Annotated in this window: 32 protein-coding genes; all 32 read right to left on the bottom strand. The window is 59.5% G+C overall.

Annotated features, from left to right (window positions below; genetic code table 11):
- A complete protein-coding gene (locus ACIQWP_RS22105) occupies window positions 1-2,073 on the bottom strand; it encodes an FUSC family protein (protein WP_402792188.1) in 2,073 nt (690 codons plus the stop codon).
- Window positions 2,070-2,540: a MarR family winged helix-turn-helix transcriptional regulator gene (locus tag ACIQWP_RS22100; protein ID WP_402792185.1), complete on the bottom strand. Its 471-nt coding sequence runs from the start codon at window positions 2,538-2,540 to the stop codon at window positions 2,070-2,072. The genes ACIQWP_RS22105 and ACIQWP_RS22100 overlap by 4 nt, the downstream gene beginning before the upstream one ends.
- Before the next feature lie 140 nt (window positions 2,541-2,680).
- Window positions 2,681-3,898, bottom strand: coding sequence for a phosphotransferase family protein (locus ACIQWP_RS22095; protein ID WP_402792182.1), 1,218 nt, complete (start codon window positions 3,896-3,898; stop codon window positions 2,681-2,683).
- Window positions 3,899-4,063: 165 nt separating this feature from the next.
- Window positions 4,064-4,480 (bottom strand): DUF2809 domain-containing protein, encoded by a 417-nt coding sequence (locus ACIQWP_RS22090; RefSeq protein WP_402792179.1) that lies wholly within the window; start codon window positions 4,478-4,480, stop codon window positions 4,064-4,066.
- A 110-nt stretch (window positions 4,481-4,590) separates the two neighbouring features.
- Complete coding sequence (gene rplQ, locus ACIQWP_RS22085; RefSeq protein WP_402792176.1) at window positions 4,591-5,013, bottom strand: 50S ribosomal protein L17; 423 nt, start codon at window positions 5,011-5,013, stop codon at window positions 4,591-4,593.
- A gap of 48 nt (window positions 5,014-5,061) precedes the next feature.
- A complete protein-coding gene (locus ACIQWP_RS22080) occupies window positions 5,062-6,072 on the bottom strand; it encodes a DNA-directed RNA polymerase subunit alpha (RefSeq protein WP_034507362.1) in 1,011 nt (336 codons plus the stop codon).
- A gap of 103 nt (window positions 6,073-6,175) precedes the next feature.
- Window positions 6,176-6,565, bottom strand: coding sequence for a 30S ribosomal protein S11 (gene rpsK, locus ACIQWP_RS22075; protein ID WP_003547577.1), 390 nt, complete (start codon window positions 6,563-6,565; stop codon window positions 6,176-6,178).
- A gap of 131 nt (window positions 6,566-6,696) precedes the next feature.
- Window positions 6,697-7,065, bottom strand: coding sequence for a 30S ribosomal protein S13 (gene rpsM, locus ACIQWP_RS22070; RefSeq protein WP_402792162.1), 369 nt, complete (start codon window positions 7,063-7,065; stop codon window positions 6,697-6,699).
- 217 nt (window positions 7,066-7,282) lie between these two features.
- Window positions 7,283-7,933, bottom strand: a complete 651-nt coding sequence (locus ACIQWP_RS22065; RefSeq protein ID WP_402792159.1) for an adenylate kinase — start codon at window positions 7,931-7,933, stop codon at window positions 7,283-7,285.
- The gene (gene secY, locus ACIQWP_RS22060) at window positions 7,930-9,270 is read right to left on the bottom strand and encodes a preprotein translocase subunit SecY (RefSeq protein ID WP_402792156.1); all 1,341 of its coding nucleotides are present in this window, start codon (window positions 9,268-9,270) and stop codon (window positions 7,930-7,932) included. Before secY ends, ACIQWP_RS22065 begins: the two co-directional genes overlap by 4 nt.
- Window positions 9,271-9,494: 224 nt before the next feature.
- Window positions 9,495-9,980, bottom strand: a complete 486-nt coding sequence (rplO, locus tag ACIQWP_RS22055) for a 50S ribosomal protein L15 (RefSeq protein WP_402792153.1) — start codon at window positions 9,978-9,980, stop codon at window positions 9,495-9,497.
- A gap of 17 nt (window positions 9,981-9,997) precedes the next feature.
- Window positions 9,998-10,207, bottom strand: a complete 210-nt coding sequence (gene rpmD, locus ACIQWP_RS22050; RefSeq protein WP_034507370.1) for a 50S ribosomal protein L30 — start codon at window positions 10,205-10,207, stop codon at window positions 9,998-10,000.
- A 13-nt stretch (window positions 10,208-10,220) separates the two neighbouring features.
- A complete protein-coding gene (gene rpsE / locus ACIQWP_RS22045; RefSeq protein ID WP_402792149.1) occupies window positions 10,221-10,790 on the bottom strand; it encodes a 30S ribosomal protein S5 in 570 nt (189 codons plus the stop codon).
- A 127-nt stretch (window positions 10,791-10,917) separates the two neighbouring features.
- Entirely contained in the window at window positions 10,918-11,280 is a 363-nt protein-coding gene (gene rplR, locus ACIQWP_RS22040; RefSeq protein WP_168805817.1) for a 50S ribosomal protein L18, read from the bottom strand.
- Window positions 11,281-11,292: 12 nt separating this feature from the next.
- A complete protein-coding gene (gene rplF / locus ACIQWP_RS22035) occupies window positions 11,293-11,826 on the bottom strand; it encodes a 50S ribosomal protein L6 (RefSeq protein ID WP_402792144.1) in 534 nt (177 codons plus the stop codon).
- A 41-nt stretch (window positions 11,827-11,867) separates the two neighbouring features.
- Complete coding sequence (gene rpsH, locus ACIQWP_RS22030) at window positions 11,868-12,266, bottom strand: 30S ribosomal protein S8 (protein WP_004118408.1); 399 nt, start codon at window positions 12,264-12,266, stop codon at window positions 11,868-11,870.
- 12 nt (window positions 12,267-12,278) lie between these two features.
- A complete protein-coding gene (gene rpsN, locus ACIQWP_RS22025; RefSeq protein ID WP_004118406.1) occupies window positions 12,279-12,584 on the bottom strand; it encodes a 30S ribosomal protein S14 in 306 nt (101 codons plus the stop codon).
- Window positions 12,585-12,617: 33 nt separating this feature from the next.
- On the bottom strand, window positions 12,618-13,175 hold the full coding sequence (rplE, locus tag ACIQWP_RS22020; RefSeq protein WP_402792138.1) for a 50S ribosomal protein L5: 558 nt from the start codon (window positions 13,173-13,175) through the stop codon (window positions 12,618-12,620).
- Window positions 13,168-13,476, bottom strand: coding sequence for a 50S ribosomal protein L24 (gene rplX, locus ACIQWP_RS22015; protein WP_402792135.1), 309 nt, complete (start codon window positions 13,474-13,476; stop codon window positions 13,168-13,170). Before rplX ends, rplE begins: the two co-directional genes overlap by 8 nt.
- Window positions 13,477-13,487: 11 nt before the next feature.
- Window positions 13,488-13,856 (bottom strand): 50S ribosomal protein L14, encoded by a 369-nt coding sequence (gene rplN / locus ACIQWP_RS22010; RefSeq protein ID WP_003573790.1) that lies wholly within the window; start codon window positions 13,854-13,856, stop codon window positions 13,488-13,490.
- 225 nt (window positions 13,857-14,081) lie between these two features.
- Entirely contained in the window at window positions 14,082-14,321 is a 240-nt protein-coding gene (rpsQ, locus tag ACIQWP_RS22005; RefSeq protein ID WP_402792131.1) for a 30S ribosomal protein S17, read from the bottom strand.
- A gap of 12 nt (window positions 14,322-14,333) precedes the next feature.
- On the bottom strand, window positions 14,334-14,534 hold the full coding sequence (gene rpmC, locus ACIQWP_RS22000; RefSeq protein ID WP_007690763.1) for a 50S ribosomal protein L29: 201 nt from the start codon (window positions 14,532-14,534) through the stop codon (window positions 14,334-14,336).
- A gap of 11 nt (window positions 14,535-14,545) precedes the next feature.
- Window positions 14,546-14,959, bottom strand: coding sequence for a 50S ribosomal protein L16 (rplP, locus tag ACIQWP_RS21995; protein ID WP_003547555.1), 414 nt, complete (start codon window positions 14,957-14,959; stop codon window positions 14,546-14,548).
- A gap of 36 nt (window positions 14,960-14,995) precedes the next feature.
- The gene (gene rpsC / locus ACIQWP_RS21990) at window positions 14,996-15,721 is read right to left on the bottom strand and encodes a 30S ribosomal protein S3 (protein ID WP_004118393.1); all 726 of its coding nucleotides are present in this window, start codon (window positions 15,719-15,721) and stop codon (window positions 14,996-14,998) included.
- A complete protein-coding gene (gene rplV / locus ACIQWP_RS21985) occupies window positions 15,721-16,110 on the bottom strand; it encodes a 50S ribosomal protein L22 (protein WP_402792124.1) in 390 nt (129 codons plus the stop codon). The genes rpsC and rplV overlap by 1 nt, the downstream gene beginning before the upstream one ends.
- A 2-nt stretch (window positions 16,111-16,112) precedes the next feature.
- A complete protein-coding gene (rpsS, locus tag ACIQWP_RS21980; protein WP_004118389.1) occupies window positions 16,113-16,391 on the bottom strand; it encodes a 30S ribosomal protein S19 in 279 nt (92 codons plus the stop codon).
- Between the two features lie 15 nt (window positions 16,392-16,406).
- Window positions 16,407-17,243: a 50S ribosomal protein L2 gene (gene rplB / locus ACIQWP_RS21975; RefSeq protein WP_402792121.1), complete on the bottom strand. Its 837-nt coding sequence runs from the start codon at window positions 17,241-17,243 to the stop codon at window positions 16,407-16,409.
- A gap of 11 nt (window positions 17,244-17,254) precedes the next feature.
- On the bottom strand, window positions 17,255-17,548 hold the full coding sequence (locus ACIQWP_RS21970) for a 50S ribosomal protein L23 (RefSeq protein ID WP_047634801.1): 294 nt from the start codon (window positions 17,546-17,548) through the stop codon (window positions 17,255-17,257).
- The gene (gene rplD, locus ACIQWP_RS21965) at window positions 17,545-18,165 is read right to left on the bottom strand and encodes a 50S ribosomal protein L4 (RefSeq protein ID WP_402792117.1); all 621 of its coding nucleotides are present in this window, start codon (window positions 18,163-18,165) and stop codon (window positions 17,545-17,547) included. Before rplD ends, ACIQWP_RS21970 begins: the two co-directional genes overlap by 4 nt.
- A gap of 13 nt (window positions 18,166-18,178) precedes the next feature.
- Window positions 18,179-18,820, bottom strand: coding sequence for a 50S ribosomal protein L3 (rplC, locus tag ACIQWP_RS21960; RefSeq protein ID WP_028753974.1), 642 nt, complete (start codon window positions 18,818-18,820; stop codon window positions 18,179-18,181).
- A gap of 39 nt (window positions 18,821-18,859) precedes the next feature.
- The gene (rpsJ, locus tag ACIQWP_RS21955) at window positions 18,860-19,168 is read right to left on the bottom strand and encodes a 30S ribosomal protein S10 (RefSeq protein WP_003547547.1); all 309 of its coding nucleotides are present in this window, start codon (window positions 19,166-19,168) and stop codon (window positions 18,860-18,862) included.
- Between the two features lie 311 nt (window positions 19,169-19,479).
- Window positions 19,480-20,058: EF-Tu/IF-2/RF-3 family GTPase (locus tag ACIQWP_RS21950; RefSeq protein WP_402792112.1), on the bottom strand; the 579-nt coding region annotated here is incomplete at its 5' end.

The raw sequence follows: 20,058 nt of genomic DNA, 5'->3' as shown, positions 1-20,058 counted from the left end.
TTACTCTGCGGCAATGGGAAGAGGTTGAGTTGTATCCGATAGAGGCGGCCGCCAGCTCGCCGGCGGCTCGGCATGCGGGAAGAGCGCCCGGCGAAGGCCGACAAGCGCATCGAGGCTCGCACGGCCTGGCTGCCGCTTTTCCTGTGCGACAGCCTCAAGGCTGTGGTCGATCGACACGCGTAGTTCGTCGGAGGGATCGACGGCACGCTTGGCTTTCAGCCGCGAGCGATAGAAATCCGATACGCCGATCAGCACTTCGCTGATGGATGCGGCGGCAGACGGCTTCAATTGGCCACGTTCCTTTTGCAGCATCAGAACGTTGAAGCCGAGGCGGACATCGGCGTAACCGTCGACCTTCTTGAGCTCACGGTCCTCGATGCCTGCAAGGCGTGGCACGAGCTGGCCGAGACGATCCAGAATACGACCGGAGAGACGCTCGTGATCGGCGCGACGGATGCCGGCGGCGGTCTCGGCAAGATCGGTCCAACCGGCCCTGACCAGCCGCCAGGCGGCCAGTTCGGCGCCGAACGGGCGTGTGAGCAAGGTCCAGACCAGGGCGAAGCCAACGCCCGCCAGAGCCGCGATCGCGCTATTGGTGAAGCTGGCGAAATCGGCCGCGTAACGATCCTGCAGCGCGATGAAACTTGCGCCATTCACGGCCAACAACATGCCGAGCATGTTCGTCTGCGGGCGGGTAATCAGAAGGCCCATCACCAGGAAGGGCGGAGCAAAGACCAGCACCAGCATCTCGAAGCCGGAGATGGACGGCAGCACACCGAAGATATAGACGCAGGCGATGATCAGGCTGACCGCCGTCCAGATGAACATGGTGGTGATGAAGGGCGCAGGGCGATCGAGCGCGGCAAAAAACGAGCAGGCAACAGCCGCCATGGCGACGAAGCCGGCGCCATCTTCCCATCCGGAATAGATCCAGAAGAAGCAGGCAACCGCGATGCCGGCGATGACGCCGCCGGCCGAGAAGGCGAGCAGGGTGTAATCATAGTGCCGGATTTGACCGACGACGTTGCGATGGCGGAAGGCGGGGCGCCAAGTGCCGACCTGCTGCCCGGAGACGATCTGCGCGCGCAGCGTCAGGCAATCCTGCCACAAGTCTACGATTTCCTTGAGACGTGCGAGAGCGCTCGACCGGACGAGATCATCCCAACCGAGGTCGAGATCATTCTCCTGCAGCGCCTCGATCTTCCTCGACAAGGCCTCAGCGGTTTCATCGACCTTGCCACGACCACCCTGCCCGAGCCAATCGGCTACCTCGTTCAGAACAACGACTAGCTCCTGCGGCAACGGCTTGCCACTGGCCTTCAGGGCGTGCAGGCGGTCGGCCAGGGAGGAGAAGAGCGGCAGCAACATCAACAGACGGCCGCGCAGCTCGCGCGAATGCCTGACGATGTCGCGACTGCCGGCATCATATTTGAGCTGGCTGATGACGAGATCGAGGCCGGAAACGTCGGCGGCGAGCTTCTGGCGCTTCAGGGGCGTCGCGGGAGACGCGCCCTCGCCGCGCAGGATCTCATCCGCCCAGGTTCCGGCATCATCCAGCCATGAGCCGATGCGCTGACCGAGCAAAGTGCCGACGCTGTTTGGAAAGACGATCGCGCTGACGACGCTTGCGCAGACGATGCCGATGATGATCTCCTCGGAACGGGCAAGCGCCACATCGAAAATCGTTTCGGGCGAGCCGACAGTCGGCAGCGCGATCAGCGGCAACGTATAGCCGGCCAGCATGAAAACATAGCTGCGCGAGGTGCGGTCGAGCATCGACAGGAACAGCAGAGTTCCAGTCCAGAGCGCGACGACAATGGAAAGCAGTTCCGGCGCATTGACGAAGAGCGGGATGAGAATGACCGACGCGGTGGCACCGATAAGCGTGCCGAGCGCGCGATAAAGCCCCTTGGAACTGGTTGCGCCAGCAAGAGGATTGGCAACCACATAGACGGCCGCCATCGCCCAATAGGGACGCGGCAGATCCAGCGATAACGCGATGAACAGCGCCATGATCGCCGCAATGAAGGCTTTGACCGAAAACAACCATTCACGCCAGGATGGAATGCTCATAGGACCTTCTCCGGCTCCAGTTCGGTCACATTCGATGCTTCGAATTCCTCGAAAGCCTTCAGGACGCGAACCGCAGCTTCGATGTCCGCAGGGTCGACATTGGCAAGGATCTTGCCGCGCAGCTCGTCGAGGGCGTCCTCCATGCGGGCGGCCAGCTTTTCGCCTTCCGGCGTCAGCCAGAGGCCCTTCGCGCGCCGATCCGTCGGATCATCCTTGCGGATGACAAGATCCATGCTTTCGAGCTGATCGAGCAGGCGCACCAGAGACGGGCCTTCGATACCGACATACGTGGCGAGCACCACCTGCCGCACACCGCCGCCCAGGCGGCTGATCCAAAGCAGCGGCGCAGCCACGGCCTCGGATATCCCATGAGAGCTCAGCGTGATATCGACGACCCGGCGCCACTGGCGGCCGGTCGTGAGCAGATTGGCGGTGAATATGCGTTGCAGGGCGTTTGACGAGTTCATGGGATTCTATTAGCACTAAACTAATTAGGATTCAAATTATTATGACTCAAAGCGCCATCTGAAATACGAAATGCAGCTATGCGTGCAACGATGGGCCATGCGCGAGGACGGCGCGGAGTAATGTGAACGCGGCCTCGCGTTCAATACGATTTTTTCAGCAGCGCCACCGTGTCGCGGAGCCAGCCGGCCGGATCGTCGCGGTGATAGATCCGCTCCGATGGTTCGATATTGTCGAGGAAACGCTGATAGATCACCGCGCGTCTGGCCATGGCGATCGGCGCGAGCAGTTCGGCAGCGCGTGCAGGGTCAGAACCGGGCACTCTCGTCAACCATTCGCGATTCCAGTGACCCTTGATCGTCTCGATGTATTCCGGCGGCAGCCCGTCGAGGAAGGCGGACTGGTCGAGCAAGGGGTGGCCAATGCCGCTGTCGCCCCAATCGATCAATGTAATCTCTCGCTCCGTGCCGCGAAAATTGCCGGGATGGCAGTCGCCATGGACAAGCGTATCCGGCAAACCGCAGGCGTCGACCTCGGCAAACAGCGTCGGCAGATCTTCCACGAAACGCCGCAGCGTCGCGCGTTCGTCTTCCGACAATTCATCGCCTGTCCGTCGCACGACCTCGGCGATCTCGAAGCACAAGCTCGGACCGCTCCAATCTGGCAATCGCATCGCGCGCAGTTCCTCGACGCGGCCGATCCACGAAGCCTGTATCTCGACAAGCAGCGTGACCATAGCGAGTAGTTGCGGCAGCGCGGCTTCAAACAAGTCGTCGCCCGGGATTTCCTCAATTAGAACGCGCCCGTGTTCATCGTGACCATACAATGTCGGAACATCGTGACCGGCGAGCGCCGTGATGACGCGGCCTTCATGCGCCAGAAACGGCGGCACGACTTTCAGCCAGGCCGATTGGCTACCGATGGGGATGCGCCAGACGCTGGAAAGATTCCAGGTGCGAACCTGGACGGGCTTGACGGTGGGTGTCAGGCCGTGCCCGGCAAGCACCCGCACTGCCCAATCGAGATCGGCGGCGGGACCGCCGGGCTCAGCATAGGCCTGGCGCAGCGGATGGGCTTCTATCTTCCCGGCCCAAGGCTCTGCCGGCACAGGCGCTGCGATCTCGGCCAGATAGGTGACTTCGCCACCAGGCGCGCGGTCGCGCGCTGCTTCCAGCAGGCGCAGGATCGTGACGTCGATGCCATGGCGTTCGCGCGCGGCACGCACGACAGACTGGACCTCCTGCCACCAGGGAACTTCGACAGGGATCGGCGGCAGACAGCCAACCACCATGCCGTCAGGCGTCACCAACACCAGACGTGCTGCGCGCGGCTGCAATGACGTTTTTTCCGGACTCGCCATCTCTTCTCCCCCTGGTCCCCAGTCTGCCCCACATAACGCAACGAACTCGACTTTACCCTGTAGTTGCGCTCTCCGTGCTACTCTGGCGGCAAGGATGCGGCAAGCCGAATGATAGATGTCCGGCCGTTTTGGCGCAGGACCTGGCTGTCAAATTTATGGCAGGCATCAAACCACGTGCTTGGTTCGCGACAAGACACGATCAAGCGCCAGCGCCGCCGCGATACCAGCGGCATAGGCCACGATATTCCACAGCGAGAACACTCTTCCCAGCAACAAGGCTCCGGCCGTGGTCAATCGAAAGGCGTCCAGCGTCGGCGTATGCCATAGCCTGAAGAACTCGACGGCCACGGCAACGATCAGCGCGGCAGAGGCGATCCTCAGGCCTCTGACACCGGCAAATGTCACAGCGAGAAGCCAATAGACCATCGCTCCCCACAATATCGAACCGCCATATTTCACGACCGTAAAGGGAAGATCGGCAGCATATCCAAACCGTCGAAGCGACAGGCCACAGCCTATGGTCAGCAGCAACACCGCAAGCAGAAGGGCTCTGTTTCGCGTGAACTGTTGCTGCCTGTTCAATGGTCATCCCTCTAGCGAACGAGTACGGCTCTACAGCCCGGTCAAACCGCAACGCCAAAAGGCCGGATGATCGCTCATCCGGCCCTTTATGTTCTATCCGAGGTTTAGCCTTAAGCGGCTGCGGCTTCTTCTTCAGCGGCAACGCGAGCCTTGTCGGCCGCGCCCTTGGCATTGACGTCGCGATCGACGAACTCGACAACAGCGAGAGCGGCATTGTCGCCCTGGCGGAAGCCGGCCTTCATGATACGCAGGTAGCCGCCGTTGCGGGTGGCGTAGCGCGTTGCAATCGCATCGAACAGCTTGGCGACGACAACAGCGTCGCGGATCTGCGAGATGGCCTGACGACGAGCGTGCAGGTCGCCGCGCTTACCGAGGGTTACCAGCTTCTCGACGATCGGACGAATTTCCTTCGCCTTCGGGAGCGTGGTGACGATCTGCTCATGGGTGATGAGCGAAGCTGCCATGTTGGCGAACATCGCCTTACGATGGCTAGCGGTTCTATTCAGCTTGCGGCCGGCTTTACCGTGGCGCATTGCTATTCTCCTTCACTTGCAGGCATCGTTCGCCTGCCGTTTGAAACGTTAGTATTGGTCTTCGTATCGCTTGGCGAGATCTTCGATGTTCTCGGGCGGCCATGCCGGCACTTCCATGCCGAGGTGCAGGCCCATGGAAGCGAGAACTTCCTTGATTTCGTTCAGCGACTTGCGACCAAAATTCGGCGTGCGGAGCATTTCTGCTTCGGTCTTCTGAATGAGGTCGCCGATGTAGACGATGTTGTCGTTCTTCAGGCAGTTTGCCGAGCGAACGGACAGTTCCAGTTCGTCTACCTTCTTGAGGAGCGCCGGGTTGAAAGCGAGTTCGGTAACTGCTTCCTCTTCGGTTTCCTTCTGCGGCTCGTCGAAGTTGACGAACACGCCAAGCTGATCCTGCAGGATGCGAGCCGCAAACGCGACAGCATCTTCACCGCTGATCGAACCATCGGTTTCGAGCGACATGCTCAGCTTGTCGTAGTCGAGAACCTGTCCTTCACGGGTATTTTCAACCTTGTAGGACACCTTCTTGACCGGCGAATAGAGGCTGTCGACCGGGATGAGGCCGATCGGAGCATCTTCCGCGCGATTGCGCTCGGCCGGGACATAGCCCTTGCCGTTGTTGACGGTGAATTCCATGCGGATTTCGGCGCCCTCGTCGAGCGTGCAGATGACATGCTCGGGGTTGAGGATTTCGATATCGCCGACCGTCTGAATATCACCAGCCGTTACCACGCCCGGGCCCTGCTTGCGGACAACCATGCGCTTGGCGTCATCGCCATCCATCTTGATGGCGATTTCCTTGATGTTCAGCACGATGTCCGTCACGTCTTCCCGGACGCCCGGGATAGAGGAGAACTCATGCAGCACGCCGTCGATCTGCACGGCCGTCACAGCGGCGCCACGCAGAGAAGACAGCAGAACGCGACGCAGCGCGTTGCCGAGGGTGAGACCAAAGCCACGCTCCAGCGGTTCGGCCACGAGCGTTGCCTTGGTGCGGCCGCTCGAGGTGAACTCGACCTTGTTGGGCTTGATCAGTTCCTGCCAGTTTTTCTGAATCATGTTTTTGCCTTCCGTTCGTTGCCACCATCCAATCGTGACAACCGAGCTTGAGTAACACCGAGCCGGGCGCATCTACCCCGGCCGGTGTCGTGAGTGGCGATGATCAGACGCGACGCTTCTTGCGCGGGCGGCAACCATTGTGCGGGATCGGGGTCACATCGCGGATCGACGTGATCATGAAACCAGCAGCCTGGAGGGCGCGCAGAGCGGATTCACGACCGGAGCCCGGACCGCAAACTTCGACTTCCAGCGACTTCATGCCGTGTTCCTGAGCCTTCTTAGCGCAGTCTTCGGCAGCGATCTGGGCAGCGAACGGGGTCGACTTGCGCGAACCCTTGAAGCCCTTGGCACCAGCGGACGACCAGGCAATCGCGTTGCCCTGTGCGTCGGTGATAGTGATCATCGTGTTGTTGAAGGTCGAGTTGACGTGTGCGACGCCCGACGAGATGTTTTTGCGTTCGCGACGGCGAACACGTACGGCTTCCTTGGCCATGGTAGTCCTTTCTTGGATCTCTGCACCGCCGTAATGCCAGCGGCTACACCGGAGTGACGCTCGTTGAGCCCCACTCCAAACTCAAAAGAGGCCGGCGGACCGCCAGCCTCCCCATTCCGGTTTCCCGGAAATTACTTCTTCTTACCAGCAATCGCCTTTGCCGGGCCCTTGCGGGTACGAGCATTGGTGTGGGTACGCTGGCCGCGAACCGGCAGGCCGCGACGATGACGCAGGCCGCGGTAGCTGCCCAGGTCCATCAGACGCTTGATGTTCATCGAGGTGTCACGACGCAGGTCGCCTTCGACCTGATAATCGCGATCGATGGTTTCGCGGATCTGCAGAACTTCGGCATCCGTCAACTGGTTGACGCGACGCTCGGCCGGGATACCGACCTTCTCGCAGATTTCCTGTGCAAACTTCGGTCCGATCCCGTGAATGTAGCGAAGCGCAATAACTACGCGCTTTGCAGTCGGGATGTTGACGCCAGCGATACGAGCCACGCCTGTTCTCCTTGCATTCCTTTTGCCTTGGCAAAGGGTCTTGTTATGCAGCCCGGGAGCTGCTTGTTCGATTTGTGTCCGCCACATGTCAAAACGACCGTACTCGGACTTCCCGTTGGAAATCCGCGCCGATCGCATAGCATGTCGCGAGTTGGCGCGGTGTTTAGCGGAATCAGCGCAAAAAAGCAACCGCTCCGGCAAGTTTATTTTAGGCTATCTAAAGCTTAGCCAGGATAGCCTCTATGCTGTCGGTCACATGCTCGATATCGGCCATGCCGTCGATACTCTGCAGCTTGCCCTTCGCGTAGTAGTAACCGATCAGCGGCGAGGTCTCTTTGTAATAGACTTGGAGACGAGTCGCCATGGTTTCGGCATTGTCGTCCGGACGGCGCTTGAAATGCGTCGAACCGCATTTGTCGCAAACACCAGCCGTTGCCGGAACCTTGTCCGTGTCGTGATAGACGCTACCGCAGTTCGAGCAGGAATAGCGGCCGGAGACACGGCGAATCAGTTCTGCATCATCGACCTTCAGCTCGATGACGACGGAGAGCTCCAGGCCCTTCGCATTGAGCATGCGCTCGGTAGCATCAGCCTGTACCAAGGTGCGCGGGAAACCGTCGAGAATGAAACCCTTGGCGCAATCCGGCTGGTCGATGCGCTCGGAAACGATGGCGTTGACGATCTCATCAGAAACGAGCTTGCCGGCGTCCATAACAGCCTTGGCGCGCTTGCCGACTTCGGTGCCGGCCTGAACGGCCGCGCGCAGCATATCGCCTGTGGAAAGCTGCGGAATGCCGTGCTTTTCCACAATGCGCTGGGCCTGGGTCCCCTTACCTGCTCCCGGCGGCCCTAAAAGTATAAGTCTCATCGCCCCCTCTTTCCTCCACGCAGCTTCGATTTCTTGATCAGGCCTTCATATTGCTGTGCGATCAGGTGACCCTGAATCTGCGCCACCGTATCCAGCGTTACGCTAACCACGATCAGAAGCGAAGTGCCACCCAGCGACAGCGGAATACCGGTCTGGGACACGAGAATTTCGGGCAGAATGCAGACGAAGACAAGGTAGATCGCGCCGATGACCGTGATGCGGGTCAGCACGTAATCGATATACTCCGCTGTGCGCTCACCCGGACGGATACCCGGAATGAAGCCGCCATGCTTCTTCAGATTGTCGGCCGTGTCCTTCGGATTGAAGACCAGAGCCGTGTAGAAGAAGGCGAAGAAGGCAATCAACGCGGCGTAGAGCACCATGTAGATAGGCTGGCCGTGGCCAAGTGCCGCAACGATTGATGTCACCCAGGTCGGAAGCGCCGTGTTGTTGCCGAGACCAGCGGCAGTTGCCGGCAGCAGCAGCAGCGAGGAGGCGAAGATTGCCGGAATGACGCCCGAGGTGTTGAGCTTCAGCGGCAGGTGCGACGTATCGCCCTGGAACATACGCGTGCCGACCTGACGCTTCGGATACTGGATCAGCAGCCGGCGCTGGGCGCGCTCGACGAAAACGATGAGCGCGATGACCAGGATGGCAACGACCAGTACGGCGAGAATCAGGCCCGTCGAAAGCGCGCCGGTGCGGCCGAGTTCGAGCGTGCCGGCAAGAGCCGTCGGAAGACCGGCAGCAATGCCGGCGAAGATGATCAGCGAGATACCGTTGCCGATACCGCGCGACGTCACCTGCTCGCCGAGCCACATCAGGAACATGGTGCCGCCGAGCAGCGTGATCACGGTGGAAATGCGGAAGAACCAGCCCGGATCAATGACGACGCCGTTGCCGTGCTCCAGGCCGATCGCAATGCCATAGGCCTGCAACGCGCCGAGCAGCACCGTACCGTAGCGGGTGTACTGGTTGATGATCTTACGGCCCTGCTCGCCTTCCTTCTTCAGGTTCTCAAGCGAAGGCACGACCGACGTCATCAGCTGAACGATGATCGAGGCCGAGATATAGGGCATGATGCCGAGCGCGAAGATCGCCATGCGCTGAACAGCGCCGCCGGAAAACATGTTGAAGAGGCCGAGAATGCCGCCCGACTGATTCTGGAAAGCCTGGGCATAAGCGGCGGGATTGAGGCCGGGAAGCGGAATGTGGGTGCCGAGTCTATAGACGAGGAGCGCGCCGAGCGTAAACCACAAGCGCTTCTTGAGATCCTCAGCCTTGGCAAAAGTCGAGAAATTGAGATTGGACGCCAGTTGTTCCGCTGCAGAAGCCATGCAAATCTCCGCATTACCAATTCCGGCATAATCGGCCGGGTCCGGAATCAGTAAGTAAATTGTTCAAAATTCGGGCTTCGGACGGATTGCCATGCAATCGGGCGCCTCACCCTTGGTTCCCGTTGTCAACCGGAAAGACACTGTTGCGTCGTTCAGGTTCGTGAGGCTCACATATGGGAGAAAAATCGCCCGAAGTGAAGCACCTCGGGCGATCATTGATAAGATTATTCTGCGGCAGGAGCTTCTGCGGCAGAAGCGAGCAGCTTGATGGAGCCGCCAGCCTTTTCGATCTTTTCGACCGCCGGCTTGGAAGCGCCTGCAACTTCAAGCACAATCTTTGCCTTCAGTTCGCCGTCGGAGAGGACACGAACGCCATCCTTGACGCGGCGAATTACGCCGGCAGCCTTGAGGGCAGCAGCATCAACAGTCTTCTTGGCATCGAGCTTGCCGGCATCGACGGCAGCCTGGATGCGAGCCAGCGATACGACAACGTAATCGGCGGCGAAGATGTTGTTGAAGCCGCGCTTCGGCAGGCGACGATAGATGGGCATCTGACCACCTTCGAAGCCGTTGATCGCAACACCCGAACGGGACTTCTGACCCTTCACACCACGGCCACCGGTCTTGCCGGAGCCGGAGCCGATGCCGCGGCCGAGGCGCTTGCGGCTGTGGGTCGAGCCTTCGTTATCCTTGATCTCATTCAGTTTCATAACGATTTACCTCCGGCTCACTTCTCGTCGACAACGCGAACGAGATGCTGGACAGCACGGATCATGCCACGAACGGCCGGGGTATCTTCCAGCGTGCGGCGACGGTGCATCTTGTTCAGTCCGAGACCGATCAGCGTCTTCTGCTGAACGTCCGGACGGCGGATCGGGCTGCCAACCTGCTCGACCGTAACGGTCTTGGCTTCAGCCTTCTTGGTCGTCTTGGCCATAGGTCAAACTCCCTTATTCTTCGGAGGCGTTGCCCGAAGCGGTACGACGAGCCTGCAGAGTGGCATACTTGATGCCGCGCTGAGCTGCGATGTCCTTCGGGTGAACCTGGTGCTTCAGGGCGTCGAACGTGGCGCGAACCATGTTGTACGGGTTCGACGAACCGGTCGACTTGGCAACAACGTCATGAACGCCGAGCGTTTCGAAAACGGCGCGCATCGGACCACCGGCGATGATACCGGTACCGACCTTGGCCGAACGCAGCAGAACCTTGCCTGCGCCATGACGGCCATGGACGTCGTGATGCAGCGTACGGCCGTCGCGCAGCGGTACGAAAATCATGTCGCGCTTGGCGCTTTCGGTTGCCTTGCGGATGGCTTCCGGCACTTCGCGTGCCTTGCCATGGCCGAAGCCTACGCGGCCCTTCTGGTCGCCAACGACGACGAGAGCGGCGAAGCCGAAGCGACGGCCACCCTTAACAACCTTGGCGACGCGGTTGATCGCGACCAGCTTGTCGACGAATTCGCTATCGCGCTCTTCACGGCTCTGACGGTCATCCCGCGAGCCTCTCTTTTCCTGTGCCATTGTCCTCTTCCTTTTTCTTTTCCGGGTGCAATCGGCAAACAACAAAGACCGCATCAACCTCCAAATAGGAGATTTGCGGTCCGGTGAAATCCGGCCGGCGCCTACAGGCTACCGGCCGGAAACTTGATCAGAAGGTCAAGCCGCCTTCGCGAGCCGCATCGGCGAGAGCCTTGATGCGGCCGTGGTAGATGAAGGCGCCGCGATCGAACACGACTTCCTTCACGCCTGCCTTGGAGGCGCGCTCTGCAACGAGCTTGCCAACCAGGGCTGCGGCGGCGGTATCGGCACCGGTCTTCAGAGAACCGCGCAGATCCTTGTCGAGAGTGGAGGCAGCCGCAAGCGTCTTGCCAGCCACGTCATCGATGACCTGGGCGTAGATGTTCTTCGACGAGCGATGAACCGACAGGCGCGGACGGCCATTGGCCACCGACTTGATTTGGCGGCGCACGCGGTTGGCGCGACGCGCAAGTGCTTCTTTCCTGCTAGCCATTTCGCGTGATCCTTACTTCTTCTTGCCTTCTTTGCGGACGATCCGCTCGTCAGCATACTTAACACCCTTGCCCTTGTAGGGCTCGGGACCGCGGTATTCGCGGATTTCCGCGGCAACCTGGCCGACCTGCTGCTTGTTGATGCCGGTGACGACGATTTCCGTCGGCTTCGGCACAGCGATCGAGATACCCTGCGGCGGCTCGTAAACCACGTCGTGGCTGAAGCCGAGCGCCAGCTGCAGGTTCTTGCCCTGCATGGACGCGCGATAGCCGACGCCGTTGATTTCGAGCTTGCGCTCGTAGCCGTCCTTAACACCCTTGAAGATGTTCTCGATCATCGTGCGGGACATGCCCCACTTTGCGCGAGCATCCTTGGAGTCGTTGAGCGGCGTCACGACGATTGCATTATTTTCCAGCTTGAGACCGATTTCGTCGTTAGCGACGAAAAACAGCTCGCCCTTGGGGCCCTTGGCGGTCACTTTTTGGCCATCAACCGAGGCCGTGATCCCTGCAGGTACCTGAACGGGCTTCTTACCGATACGAGACATTTTTCAAACCTGTCTGTTTCGAAGGAGATCCCTGTTCGATCTTAGAAGACCGAGCAGAGAACCTCGCCACCAACATTCTGTTCACGAGCCTGGTGATCAGCCATCACGCCCTTCGGAGTCGAAAGGATGGTGATGCCGAGACCGTTCGCGACCTGCGGAATGGACTTGACCGAGACATAAACCCGGCGGCCCGGCTTGGACACGCGGCCGATCTCACGGATCACCGACGAGCCTTCGTAGTACTTCAGCTCGATGTTGAGCTCGGACTTGCCGTTGCCGAAATCGACGACGGAGTAGCCACGGATGTAGCCTTCAGCCTGGAGAACATCGAGAACGCGTGCACGGAGCTTGGAAGCAGGCGTCGAAACCGACGACTTGCGACGCGAAGCGCCATTGCGGATGCGGGTGAGCATATCGCCCAAAGGATCAGTCATAGACATCTAATCTGCTCCTTACCAGCTGGACTTGACGATGCCCGGCACCTTGCCGAGATTGCCGAGTTCACGCAGCGCGATACGCGACATGCGCAGTTTGCGGTAGTAGGCGCGCGGACGGCCAGACACTTCGCAACGGTTGCGAATACGGGTCTTCGATCCATCGCGCGGCAGCGATGCCAGCTTCAGGGTGGCCTTGAACCGGTCTTCGATCGAAAGAGACTGGTTCATGATGATTGCCTTGAGAGCAGCCCGCTTCGCGGCCTGGTTGGCAACCGTATTGCGGCGGCGCTTGTTCTTTTCAACTGCGCTTGTCTTCGCCATATCAGGGTTCCTTTTCTACGCTCGTCGTTACGGTTATTGACGGAACGGGAAGTTGAACTCTTTCAAAAGAGCCCGTGCTTCGTCGTCGGTCGGCGCCGTCGTGCAAACGATGATGTCCATGCCCCACATCTGATCAACCTTGTCGTAGTTGATCTCAGGGAACACAATGTGTTCCTTGATGCCCATGGCAAAATTGCCACGACCGTCAAAGCTCTTCGGGTTCAGGCCGCGGAAGTCGCGAACGCGCGGAAGCGCGATGTTGACTAGGCGATCCAGGAACTCGTACATGCGGGCGCCACGCAGGGTGACCTTGGCGCCAATCGGCATCTGTTCGCGGACCTTGAAGCCAGCGATGGAGTTGCGTGCGCGTGTGATAACCGGCTTCTGGCCGGCGATCGCTGCGAGGTCGGCAGCAGCAACGGTCGGCTTCTTCGAATCAGCCGTAGCTTCGCCAACGCCCATGTTGATCACGATCTTGTCCAGCTTCGGGATCTGCATCTCGTTAGCGTAGGAGAACTTCTCCTGCATGGCTGCACGGATGCGAGCAACGTATTCCTTCTTGAGCCGCGGCTCGTACTTTGCCTCAGCCATCGATCACTTCTCCCGAGGTCTTGGCCACACGGACCTTCTTGCCATCCACAACCTTGAAACCGACGCGGGTCGGCTTGCCGTCCTTGTCGACGATCGCAATGTTGGACAGGTGAAGCGGGGCTTCCTTGCTGATGATGCCGGCTTCCTGGGTCTGCGTCTGGCGCTGATGGCGCTTGATGACGTTGACGCCACGAACGACCGCACGGTCTTCCTTCGGCAGCACTTGAACGACTTCGCCGGTACGGCCCTTGTCCTTACCGGTCAATACGACGACCTTGTCGCCTTTACGGATCTTCTGCATCGCTCCGCTCCTTACAGTACTTCTGGAGCCAGCGAGATGATCTTCATGTGGTTCTTGGCGCGAAGTTCGCGCGGAACCGGTCCGAAGATACGGGTGCCGATCGGCTCTTTCTTGTTGTCGATGAGGACTGCTGCGTTGGTATCGAAGCGGATGACGCTGCCATCCGGACGACGGATGTCCTTGGCGGTACGAACGACGACCGCCTTCATCACGTCACCTTTCTTCACACGGCCGCGCGGAATAGCTTCCTTGATCGAAACGACGATGACGTCGCCGATGGAAGCATACTTGCGCTTCGAGCCGCCCAGCACCTTGATGCACATGACACGACGTGCGCCGGAATTATCCGCCACGTCGAGGTTTGTTTGCATCTGAATCATGTCAGGTCGCCTTCTTGTTGTTACCGGAATGGTTGGGTCAATCGACCCCCTACCCCGGCTTATGGACTAGTCTCTTGTCTGATTTTGCCGGGTTCCGGGACCGCTTGAGTCACCCTTACCAGCCATCAACAAAGCAAAAGAACGCTCGAATTCGAGCGTCCTGCTTCCAAGCTCGTGCTTCATACAGATATTTCGCCCAAGCGCAAGGGCCTGAGCGAAATTCTGTTACTTGGTCTGGGCGGAAACAACCGTCCAGGTCTTGTCCTTGGAGATCGGCGCGCATTCCTCGATGGAAACGGCGTCGCCGACCTTGTACTGATTGTTCTCGTCGTGAGCCTTGTACTTCTTGGAACGACGAACGGTCTTCTGGAGCAGCGGGTGAGCGAAACGACGCTCAACGCGGACGACTACAGTCTTCTCGTTCTTGTCGCTGACCACGACGCCCTGCAGAATGCGCTTCGGCATGTTATTTTTCCTTTAGGCCTTTGCTTCTGCCGCCTTCTGGCGGGCAATGGTTTTTACGCGAGCGATGTCCTTGCGGACTTCGTTGATGCGCGAGGACTTTTCAAGCTGGCCAGTCGCCTTCTGAAAGCGCAGGTTGAACTGCTCCTTCTTCAGCTTGGCAAGCTCGTCCTTGAGTTGGTCGGCGCTCAGGGCGCGAACATCTGCGGCTTTCATGAGCTTCTTCCTTACTCTGCAATGCGCTGCACGAAGCGCGTCTTGACTGAGAGCTTGGCGGACCCGAGGCGCAGAGCCTCACGAGCGATTTCTTCGCTTACGCCATCGATCTCGAACATCATGCGGCCGGGCTTGACCTTGCATGCCCAGTATTCGACAGAGCCCTTACCTTTACCCATACGGACTTCGGTCGGCTTTTTGGTGACCGGAACATCCGGGAACACCCGAATCCATACACGGCCGGCACGCTTCATGTAACGCGTGATCGCGCGGCGAGCCGCTTCGATCTCGCGAGCGTTGACGCGGTTGGGTTCCTGCGCCTTCAGACCGAATTCACCGAAAGCCAGATCAGAGCCACCCTTGGCGACGCCCTTGATGCGACCCTTGAATTGCTTACGGTACTTCGTACGCTTTGGCTGCAACATTTTCTTATTCTCCGAACTTATCTGCCACGTACGCTATCAAGCGTTGTCGCGGCGACGGTCTCTATCGCGATCGCGGCTAGCCGGACCCTGGGCGTCGCCCTCGAGCGCGCGGCGTTCGGAGGCCATCGGATCGTGCTCAAGGATTTCGCCCTTGAAGATCCAAACCTTGATGCCGCAGATGCCGAAAGCGGTTTCTGCTTCAGCCGTACCGTAGTCGATGTCGGCGCGCAGCGTATGCAGCGGCACGCGACCTTCGCGGTACCATTCCGTACGAGCGATTTCCGCACCGCCGAGACGGCCGGCGCAGGTGATCTTGATGCCTTCGGCGCCAAGACGCATCGCGGACTGAACGGCGCGCTTCATGGCGCGACGGAAAGCAACACGGCGCTCGAGCTGCTGAGCGATCGACTGGGCAACCAGCGTCGCGTCGATTTCCGGCTTGCGCACTTCAACGATGTTGAGGTGGGTTTCGGAATTCGTCATGTCCGACAGCTTCTTGCGGAGCTTGTCGATGTCAGCGCCCTTCTTGCCGATGATCAGGCCCGGACGAGCCGAGTGGATCGTGACGCGGCACTTCTTGTGCGGACGCTCGATGACCACCTTGGAGATACCAGCCTGCTTCAGTTCGTTCATGACGAACTTGCGCATCTTCAGGTCTTCGTGGAGAAGCTGGCCATACTCGGCATTGTCCGCAAACCAGCGGCTATCCCAGGTACGGTTGATGCCGAGGCGAAAACCGATCGGATTGATTTTCTGACCCATTATGCGGCCTCCCCTTGAGCTTCCACTTCGCGAACGACGATCGTCAGGTGTGCGAACGGGCGCTCGATACGAGACGCACGGCCGCGGCCACGAGCGTGGAAACGCTTCATGACGATCGACTTGCCGACGTAAGCTTCCGCTACGACCAGCGAGTCAACGTCGAGATCGTGGTTGTTTTCTGCATTGGCGATCGCAGATTCGAGCGTCTTCTTCACGGCGCCAGCGATACGCTTGCGGGAGAATTCAAGCTCTGCGAGCGCGCGATCAACCTTCTTGCCGCGGATCGTAGCCGCGACCAGGTTGAGCTTCTGCGGGCTGACACGGAGCGTGCGCGCAACTGCCTGCGCCTCATTGTCCTTCAGCCGGCGTTCGGTTTTTGCCTTGCCCATTGTTACTTCCTCTTCGCCTTCTTGTCCGCACCGTGACCATAATAGGTACGGGTCGGGGCGAACTCGCCGAACTTGTGTCCGACCATGTCTTCATTGACGCTGACCGGAATGTGCTTGCTGCCGTTGTAGACGCCGAAGGTGAGACCAACGAACTGCGGCATGATGGTGGAGCGACGGCTCCACATCTTGATTACTTCACTACGTCCGCCTTCGCGCACCTTCTCAGCCTTCTTGAGAAGATAGCCGTCAACAAACGGACCTTTCCATACTGAACGAGCCACTTGAGACTTCCTCTCTTACTTCTTGCGCTGATGGCGCGAGCGCATAATCATCTTGTCGGTCGACTTGTTCGACCGCGTACGCTTGCCCTTGGTCGGCTTGCCCCACGGGGTCACCGGATGGCGACCACCAGAGGTGCGGCCTTCACCACCGCCGTGCGGATGGTCGACCGGGTTCATGACAACACCGCGGTTATGCGGCTTCTTGCCACGCCAACGCGAACGACCGGCCTTGCCATCGTTGATGTTGCCGTGATCCGGGTTCGAAACCGCACCGATCGTTGCAAGGCAGGTGCCATGCACGAGGCGCTGTTCGCCGGAATTCAGGCGAAGGATCGCCATGCCCTGGTCACGACCGACAAGCTGAGCGTAGGAGCCAGCCGAACGAGCGATCTGGCCGCCCTTGCCCGGCTTCATTTCCACGTTGTGGATGATGGAGCCGACCGGGATGAACTGAAGCGGCATGGTGTTGCCAGGCTTCACGTCCACAGCCTTTTCCGAAGCGATGACCTTGTCGCCGGAAGCGAGACGCTGCGGAGCGAGGATATAGGCCAGTTCGCCGTCCGTGTACTTCACCAAAGCGATGTAAGCGGTACGGTTCGGATCGTATTCGATGCGCTCGACAGTCGCTTCGACGTCGAACTTGCGACGCTTGAAATCGACCAGACGGTAGGTGCGCTTGTGACCACCACCCTGGAAACGCACGGTGATGCGGCCGGTGTTGTTGCGGCCGCCCTTGGAGGACAGGCCTTCCGTCAGCGTCTTGACCGGCTTGCCCTTGTAGAGCGAGGAGCGATCGACGATGACCAGCTGACGCTGGCTCGGGGTCGTCGGATTGAATGTTTTCAATGCCATTTTCTTATTCCTCAGAGACCGGTGGAGACGTCGATCGACTGGCCTTCGGCGAGCGTCACAACAGCCTTCTTCACGTCCTTCTGCTTGCCGACGAGACCCTTGAACCGCTTGGTCTTGCCGAGGCGCAGCAGAGTGTTTACGGCCGTAACCTTGACGCCGAAGAGCGCTTCAACGGCAGCCTTGATTTCCGGCTTCGTCGCGTTCTTGGCAACGTTGAAAACAACCTGGTTATTGTCCGAAAGCAGCGTGGACTTTTCGGTGATCGCAGGAGAAACGATCACATCATAATGGCGAAGATCCGTCACTTGAATCGCTCCTCTAGAGCTTCAACTGCAGCCTTGGACAGCACGAGCTTGCCGCGACGCAGGATGTCGTAAACGTTGATGCCCTGAACCGGCAGAACATCGATATTCGGGATGTTCTTGGCTGCGAGCTTGAAGTTGCTGTCGAGTTCAGCGCCGCCGATGAACAGAGCGTTCGTCAGGCCGAGCGTCTCGAAAGCACCAGCGAGTGTCTTGGTCTTGGCTTCGGTTGCGACGAGATCGTCGATGACGATCACGTCTTCAGCCTTGAACTTGGCCGAGAGAGCGTGACGCAGGCCGAGGGCGCGAACCTTCTTCGGCAGATCATGCTCATGGCTACGGGCGACCGGGCCGTGAGCCTTACCACCGCCGCGGAACTGCGGAGCGCGAGCCGAGTGGTGACGAGCGCGGCCCGTACCCTTCTGCTTGTACATCTTGGCACCGGTGCGCGATACGTCCGCGCGGCCCTTTGCCTGGTGCGTGCCCTGCTGCTTCTTGGCAAGCTGCCAGCGAATGACGCGGGCAAGAATGTCTTCACGCGGCTCGAGGCCGAAAATCGCGTCAGAAAGGGAAACCTTCCCAGCGTCTTTGCCCTCAAGGGTCTTGACGTTCAATTCCATTGGTTTGGCTCCCTTACTTCGCTGCCGACTTGACGGCGTCGCGCACGATGATCCAGGCACCCTTGGAGCCGGGAACCGCGCCCTTGACGAGGATCAGACCGCGATCTTCATCGGTCGAAACCACTTCAAGGTTCTGCGTCGTCACGCGCGTCTGGCCCATGTGACCAGCCATCTTCTTGTTCTTGAACACCTTGCCCGGGTCCTGGCGCGAGCCGGTCGAACCGTGCGAACGGTGCGAAACCGACACACCGTGCGTGGCGCGCAGACCGCCGAAGCCGTGGCGCTTGATGGCGCCGGCAAAGCCCTTACCGATCGTCGTGCCGGTCACGTCGACGAGCTGGCCCGCCGTGAAGTGAGCAGCCTTCAGCTCGGTGCCGACTTCAAGCAGGTTGTCGTCCGTAACACGGAATTCAACGAGTTTGGCCTTCGGCTCAACGCTTGCAACGGCGAAATGACCGCGCAGGGCCTTCGTCGTGTTCTTAACTTTAGCCTGGCCGGCACCGAGCTGAACTGCGGTGTAGCCATTCTTTTCAACTGTGCGCTGGGCTACGACCTGGCAGCCATCCAAACGCAATACGGTTACCGGGACATGCTCGCCGGCGTCGTTATAGACGCGGGTCATTCCCACCTTCTGTGCAATCACACCTGAACGCATCGGTTCAATCCTTCTCACTCAGCTCGAGGACCAGAGGTCTCAGAGCTTGATCTCAACATCGACACCGGCGGCGAGATCGAGCTTCATCAGCGCGTCTACCGTCTGCGGGGTCGGGTCAACGATGTCGAGAAGGCGCTTATGCGTGCGCATCTCGAACTGCTCGCGGCTCTTCTTGTCGATGTGCGGGGACCGGTTAACCGTGAACTTCTCGATACGGGTCGGAAGCGGAACGGGGCCCCGGACGCTAGCACCGGTGCGCTTCGCCGTCGACACGATCTCGCGCGTGGAAGCATCGAGAATCCGGTGATCGAACGCCTTCAGGCGAATGCGGATATTTTGGCCGTTCATTCGACGTTATCCTTGTGTTTTGTTATCTCGCGTGCCGCTCAGAAAGGGCACGGATTGTTCTTTTTCCTAAGGCGGACCACCGGTTTCAAAGATCGAGAGGGACGCCGGCTACGGCATCCCTATCCACTCTTTAGACCTTTCGGCCCACCTTTATTGTTAATCTCACTGGCCGCTCCGTCATCCGAAGCAGCGCGCAAATCGCGCTCGCGCGCCATTTGCAACATTTCCATGTCATAAGCAAGCGGCTACTACCGCTTGCTTCATATTATTGTCATCGAATCGGCCACTCCGATGGAGCGGCCGCCTTCGAATTACTCGACGATGGAGGCAACGATGCCTGCGCCGACGGTACGGCCGCCTTCGCGAATTGCGAAGCGAAGCTTTTCTTCCATCGCGATCGGAACGATCAGCTCAACGGCAACGGTGACGTTGTCGCCTGGCATAACCATTTCCGTGCCTTCCGGAAGCGTCACGATGCCGGTCACGTCAGTCGTACGGAAGTAGAACTGCGGACGGTAGTTCGTGAAGAACGGCGTATGACGGCCGCCTTCTTCCTTCGTCAGGATGTAGGCTTCGGCCATGAACTTCTTGTGCGGCTTCACAGAACCCGGCTTGCACAGGATCTGACCACGCTCGACGCCGTCACGGTTAACACCGCGGATCAGCGCGCCGATGTTGTCGCCTGCCTGGCCCTGATCGAGCAGCTTGCGGAACATTTCAACGCCGGTCACCGTCGTCTTCGACGTCGCGCGGATGCCGACGATCTCGACTTCTTCGCCAACCTTGACGATACCACGCTCGACGCGGCCCGTCACAACCGTACCACGGCCGGAGATCGAGAACACGTCTTCGATCGGCATCAGGAACGGCTGGTCGATCGGACGCTCAGG

Origin of the sequence: Rhizobium sp. NPDC090279, from assembly GCF_044769665.1 — a bacterium.
In the GTDB taxonomy this organism is placed as follows: Bacteria; Pseudomonadota; Alphaproteobacteria; order Rhizobiales; family Rhizobiaceae; genus Rhizobium.
The sequence above is the reverse complement of the archived record's forward strand: the minus strand, read 5'-3'. Positions and strand labels throughout refer to the sequence as shown.

Excerpts from the sequence above, each read along its gene's own strand:
- ACIQWP_RS22105 (WP_402792188.1), bottom strand. The coding sequence starts at position 2,073 with ATGAGCATTCCATCCTGGCGTGAATGGTTGTTTTCGGTCAAAGCCTTC.
- ACIQWP_RS22100 (WP_402792185.1), bottom strand. The coding sequence starts at position 2,540 with ATGAACTCGTCAAACGCCCTGCAACGCATATTCACCGCCAATCTGCTC.
- ACIQWP_RS22095 (WP_402792182.1), bottom strand. The coding sequence starts at position 3,898 with ATGGCGAGTCCGGAAAAAACGTCATTGCAGCCGCGCGCAGCACGTCTG.
- rplQ (WP_402792176.1), bottom strand. The coding sequence starts at position 5,013 with ATGCGCCACGGTAAAGCCGGCCGCAAGCTGAATAGAACCGCTAGCCAT.
- ACIQWP_RS22080 (WP_034507362.1), bottom strand. The coding sequence starts at position 6,072 with ATGATTCAGAAAAACTGGCAGGAACTGATCAAGCCCAACAAGGTCGAG.
- rpsK (WP_003547577.1), bottom strand. The coding sequence starts at position 6,565 with ATGGCCAAGGAAGCCGTACGTGTTCGCCGTCGCGAACGCAAAAACATC.
- ACIQWP_RS22065 (WP_402792159.1), bottom strand. The coding sequence starts at position 7,933 with ATGAGACTTATACTTTTAGGGCCGCCGGGAGCAGGTAAGGGGACCCAG.
- secY (WP_402792156.1), bottom strand. The coding sequence starts at position 9,270 with ATGGCTTCTGCAGCGGAACAACTGGCGTCCAATCTCAATTTCTCGACT.
- rplO (WP_402792153.1), bottom strand. The coding sequence starts at position 9,980 with ATGAAACTGAATGAGATCAAGGATAACGAAGGCTCGACCCACAGCCGC.
- rpmD (WP_034507370.1), bottom strand. The coding sequence starts at position 10,207 with ATGGCCAAGACGACCAAGAAGGCTGAAGCCAAGACCGTTACGGTCGAG.
- rpsE (WP_402792149.1), bottom strand. The coding sequence starts at position 10,790 with ATGGCACAGGAAAAGAGAGGCTCGCGGGATGACCGTCAGAGCCGTGAA.
- rplR (WP_168805817.1), bottom strand. The coding sequence starts at position 11,280 with ATGGCTAGCAGGAAAGAAGCACTTGCGCGTCGCGCCAACCGCGTGCGC.
- rplF (WP_402792144.1), bottom strand. The coding sequence starts at position 11,826 with ATGTCTCGTATCGGTAAGAAGCCCGTTCAGGTACCTGCAGGGATCACG.
- rpsH (WP_004118408.1), bottom strand. The coding sequence starts at position 12,266 with ATGTCTATGACTGATCCTTTGGGCGATATGCTCACCCGCATCCGCAAT.
- rpsN (WP_004118406.1), bottom strand. The coding sequence starts at position 12,584 with ATGGCGAAGACAAGCGCAGTTGAAAAGAACAAGCGCCGCCGCAATACG.
- rplE (WP_402792138.1), bottom strand. The coding sequence starts at position 13,175 with ATGGCTGAGGCAAAGTACGAGCCGCGGCTCAAGAAGGAATACGTTGCT.
- rplX (WP_402792135.1), bottom strand. The coding sequence starts at position 13,476 with ATGCAGAAGATCCGTAAAGGCGACAAGGTCGTCGTATTGACCGGTAAG.
- rplN (WP_003573790.1), bottom strand. The coding sequence starts at position 13,856 with ATGATTCAGATGCAAACAAACCTCGACGTGGCGGATAATTCCGGCGCA.
- rpsQ (WP_402792131.1), bottom strand. The coding sequence starts at position 14,321 with ATGCCGAAGCGCATTCTGCAGGGCGTCGTGGTCAGCGACAAGAACGAG.
- rpmC (WP_007690763.1), bottom strand. The coding sequence starts at position 14,534 with ATGAAAGCCGCAGATGTTCGCGCCCTGAGCGCCGACCAACTCAAGGAC.
- rplP (WP_003547555.1), bottom strand. The coding sequence starts at position 14,959 with ATGTTGCAGCCAAAGCGTACGAAGTACCGTAAGCAATTCAAGGGTCGC.
- rpsC (WP_004118393.1), bottom strand. The coding sequence starts at position 15,721 with ATGGGTCAGAAAATCAATCCGATCGGTTTTCGCCTCGGCATCAACCGT.
- rplV (WP_402792124.1), bottom strand. The coding sequence starts at position 16,110 with ATGGGCAAGGCAAAAACCGAACGCCGGCTGAAGGACAATGAGGCGCAG.
- rplB (WP_402792121.1), bottom strand. The coding sequence starts at position 17,243 with ATGGCATTGAAAACATTCAATCCGACGACCCCGAGCCAGCGTCAGCTG.
- rplD (WP_402792117.1), bottom strand. The coding sequence starts at position 18,165 with ATGGAATTGAACGTCAAGACCCTTGAGGGCAAAGACGCTGGGAAGGTT.
- rplC (WP_028753974.1), bottom strand. The coding sequence starts at position 18,820 with ATGCGTTCAGGTGTGATTGCACAGAAGGTGGGAATGACCCGCGTCTAT.
- rpsJ (WP_003547547.1), bottom strand. The coding sequence starts at position 19,168 with ATGAACGGCCAAAATATCCGCATTCGCCTGAAGGCGTTCGATCACCGG.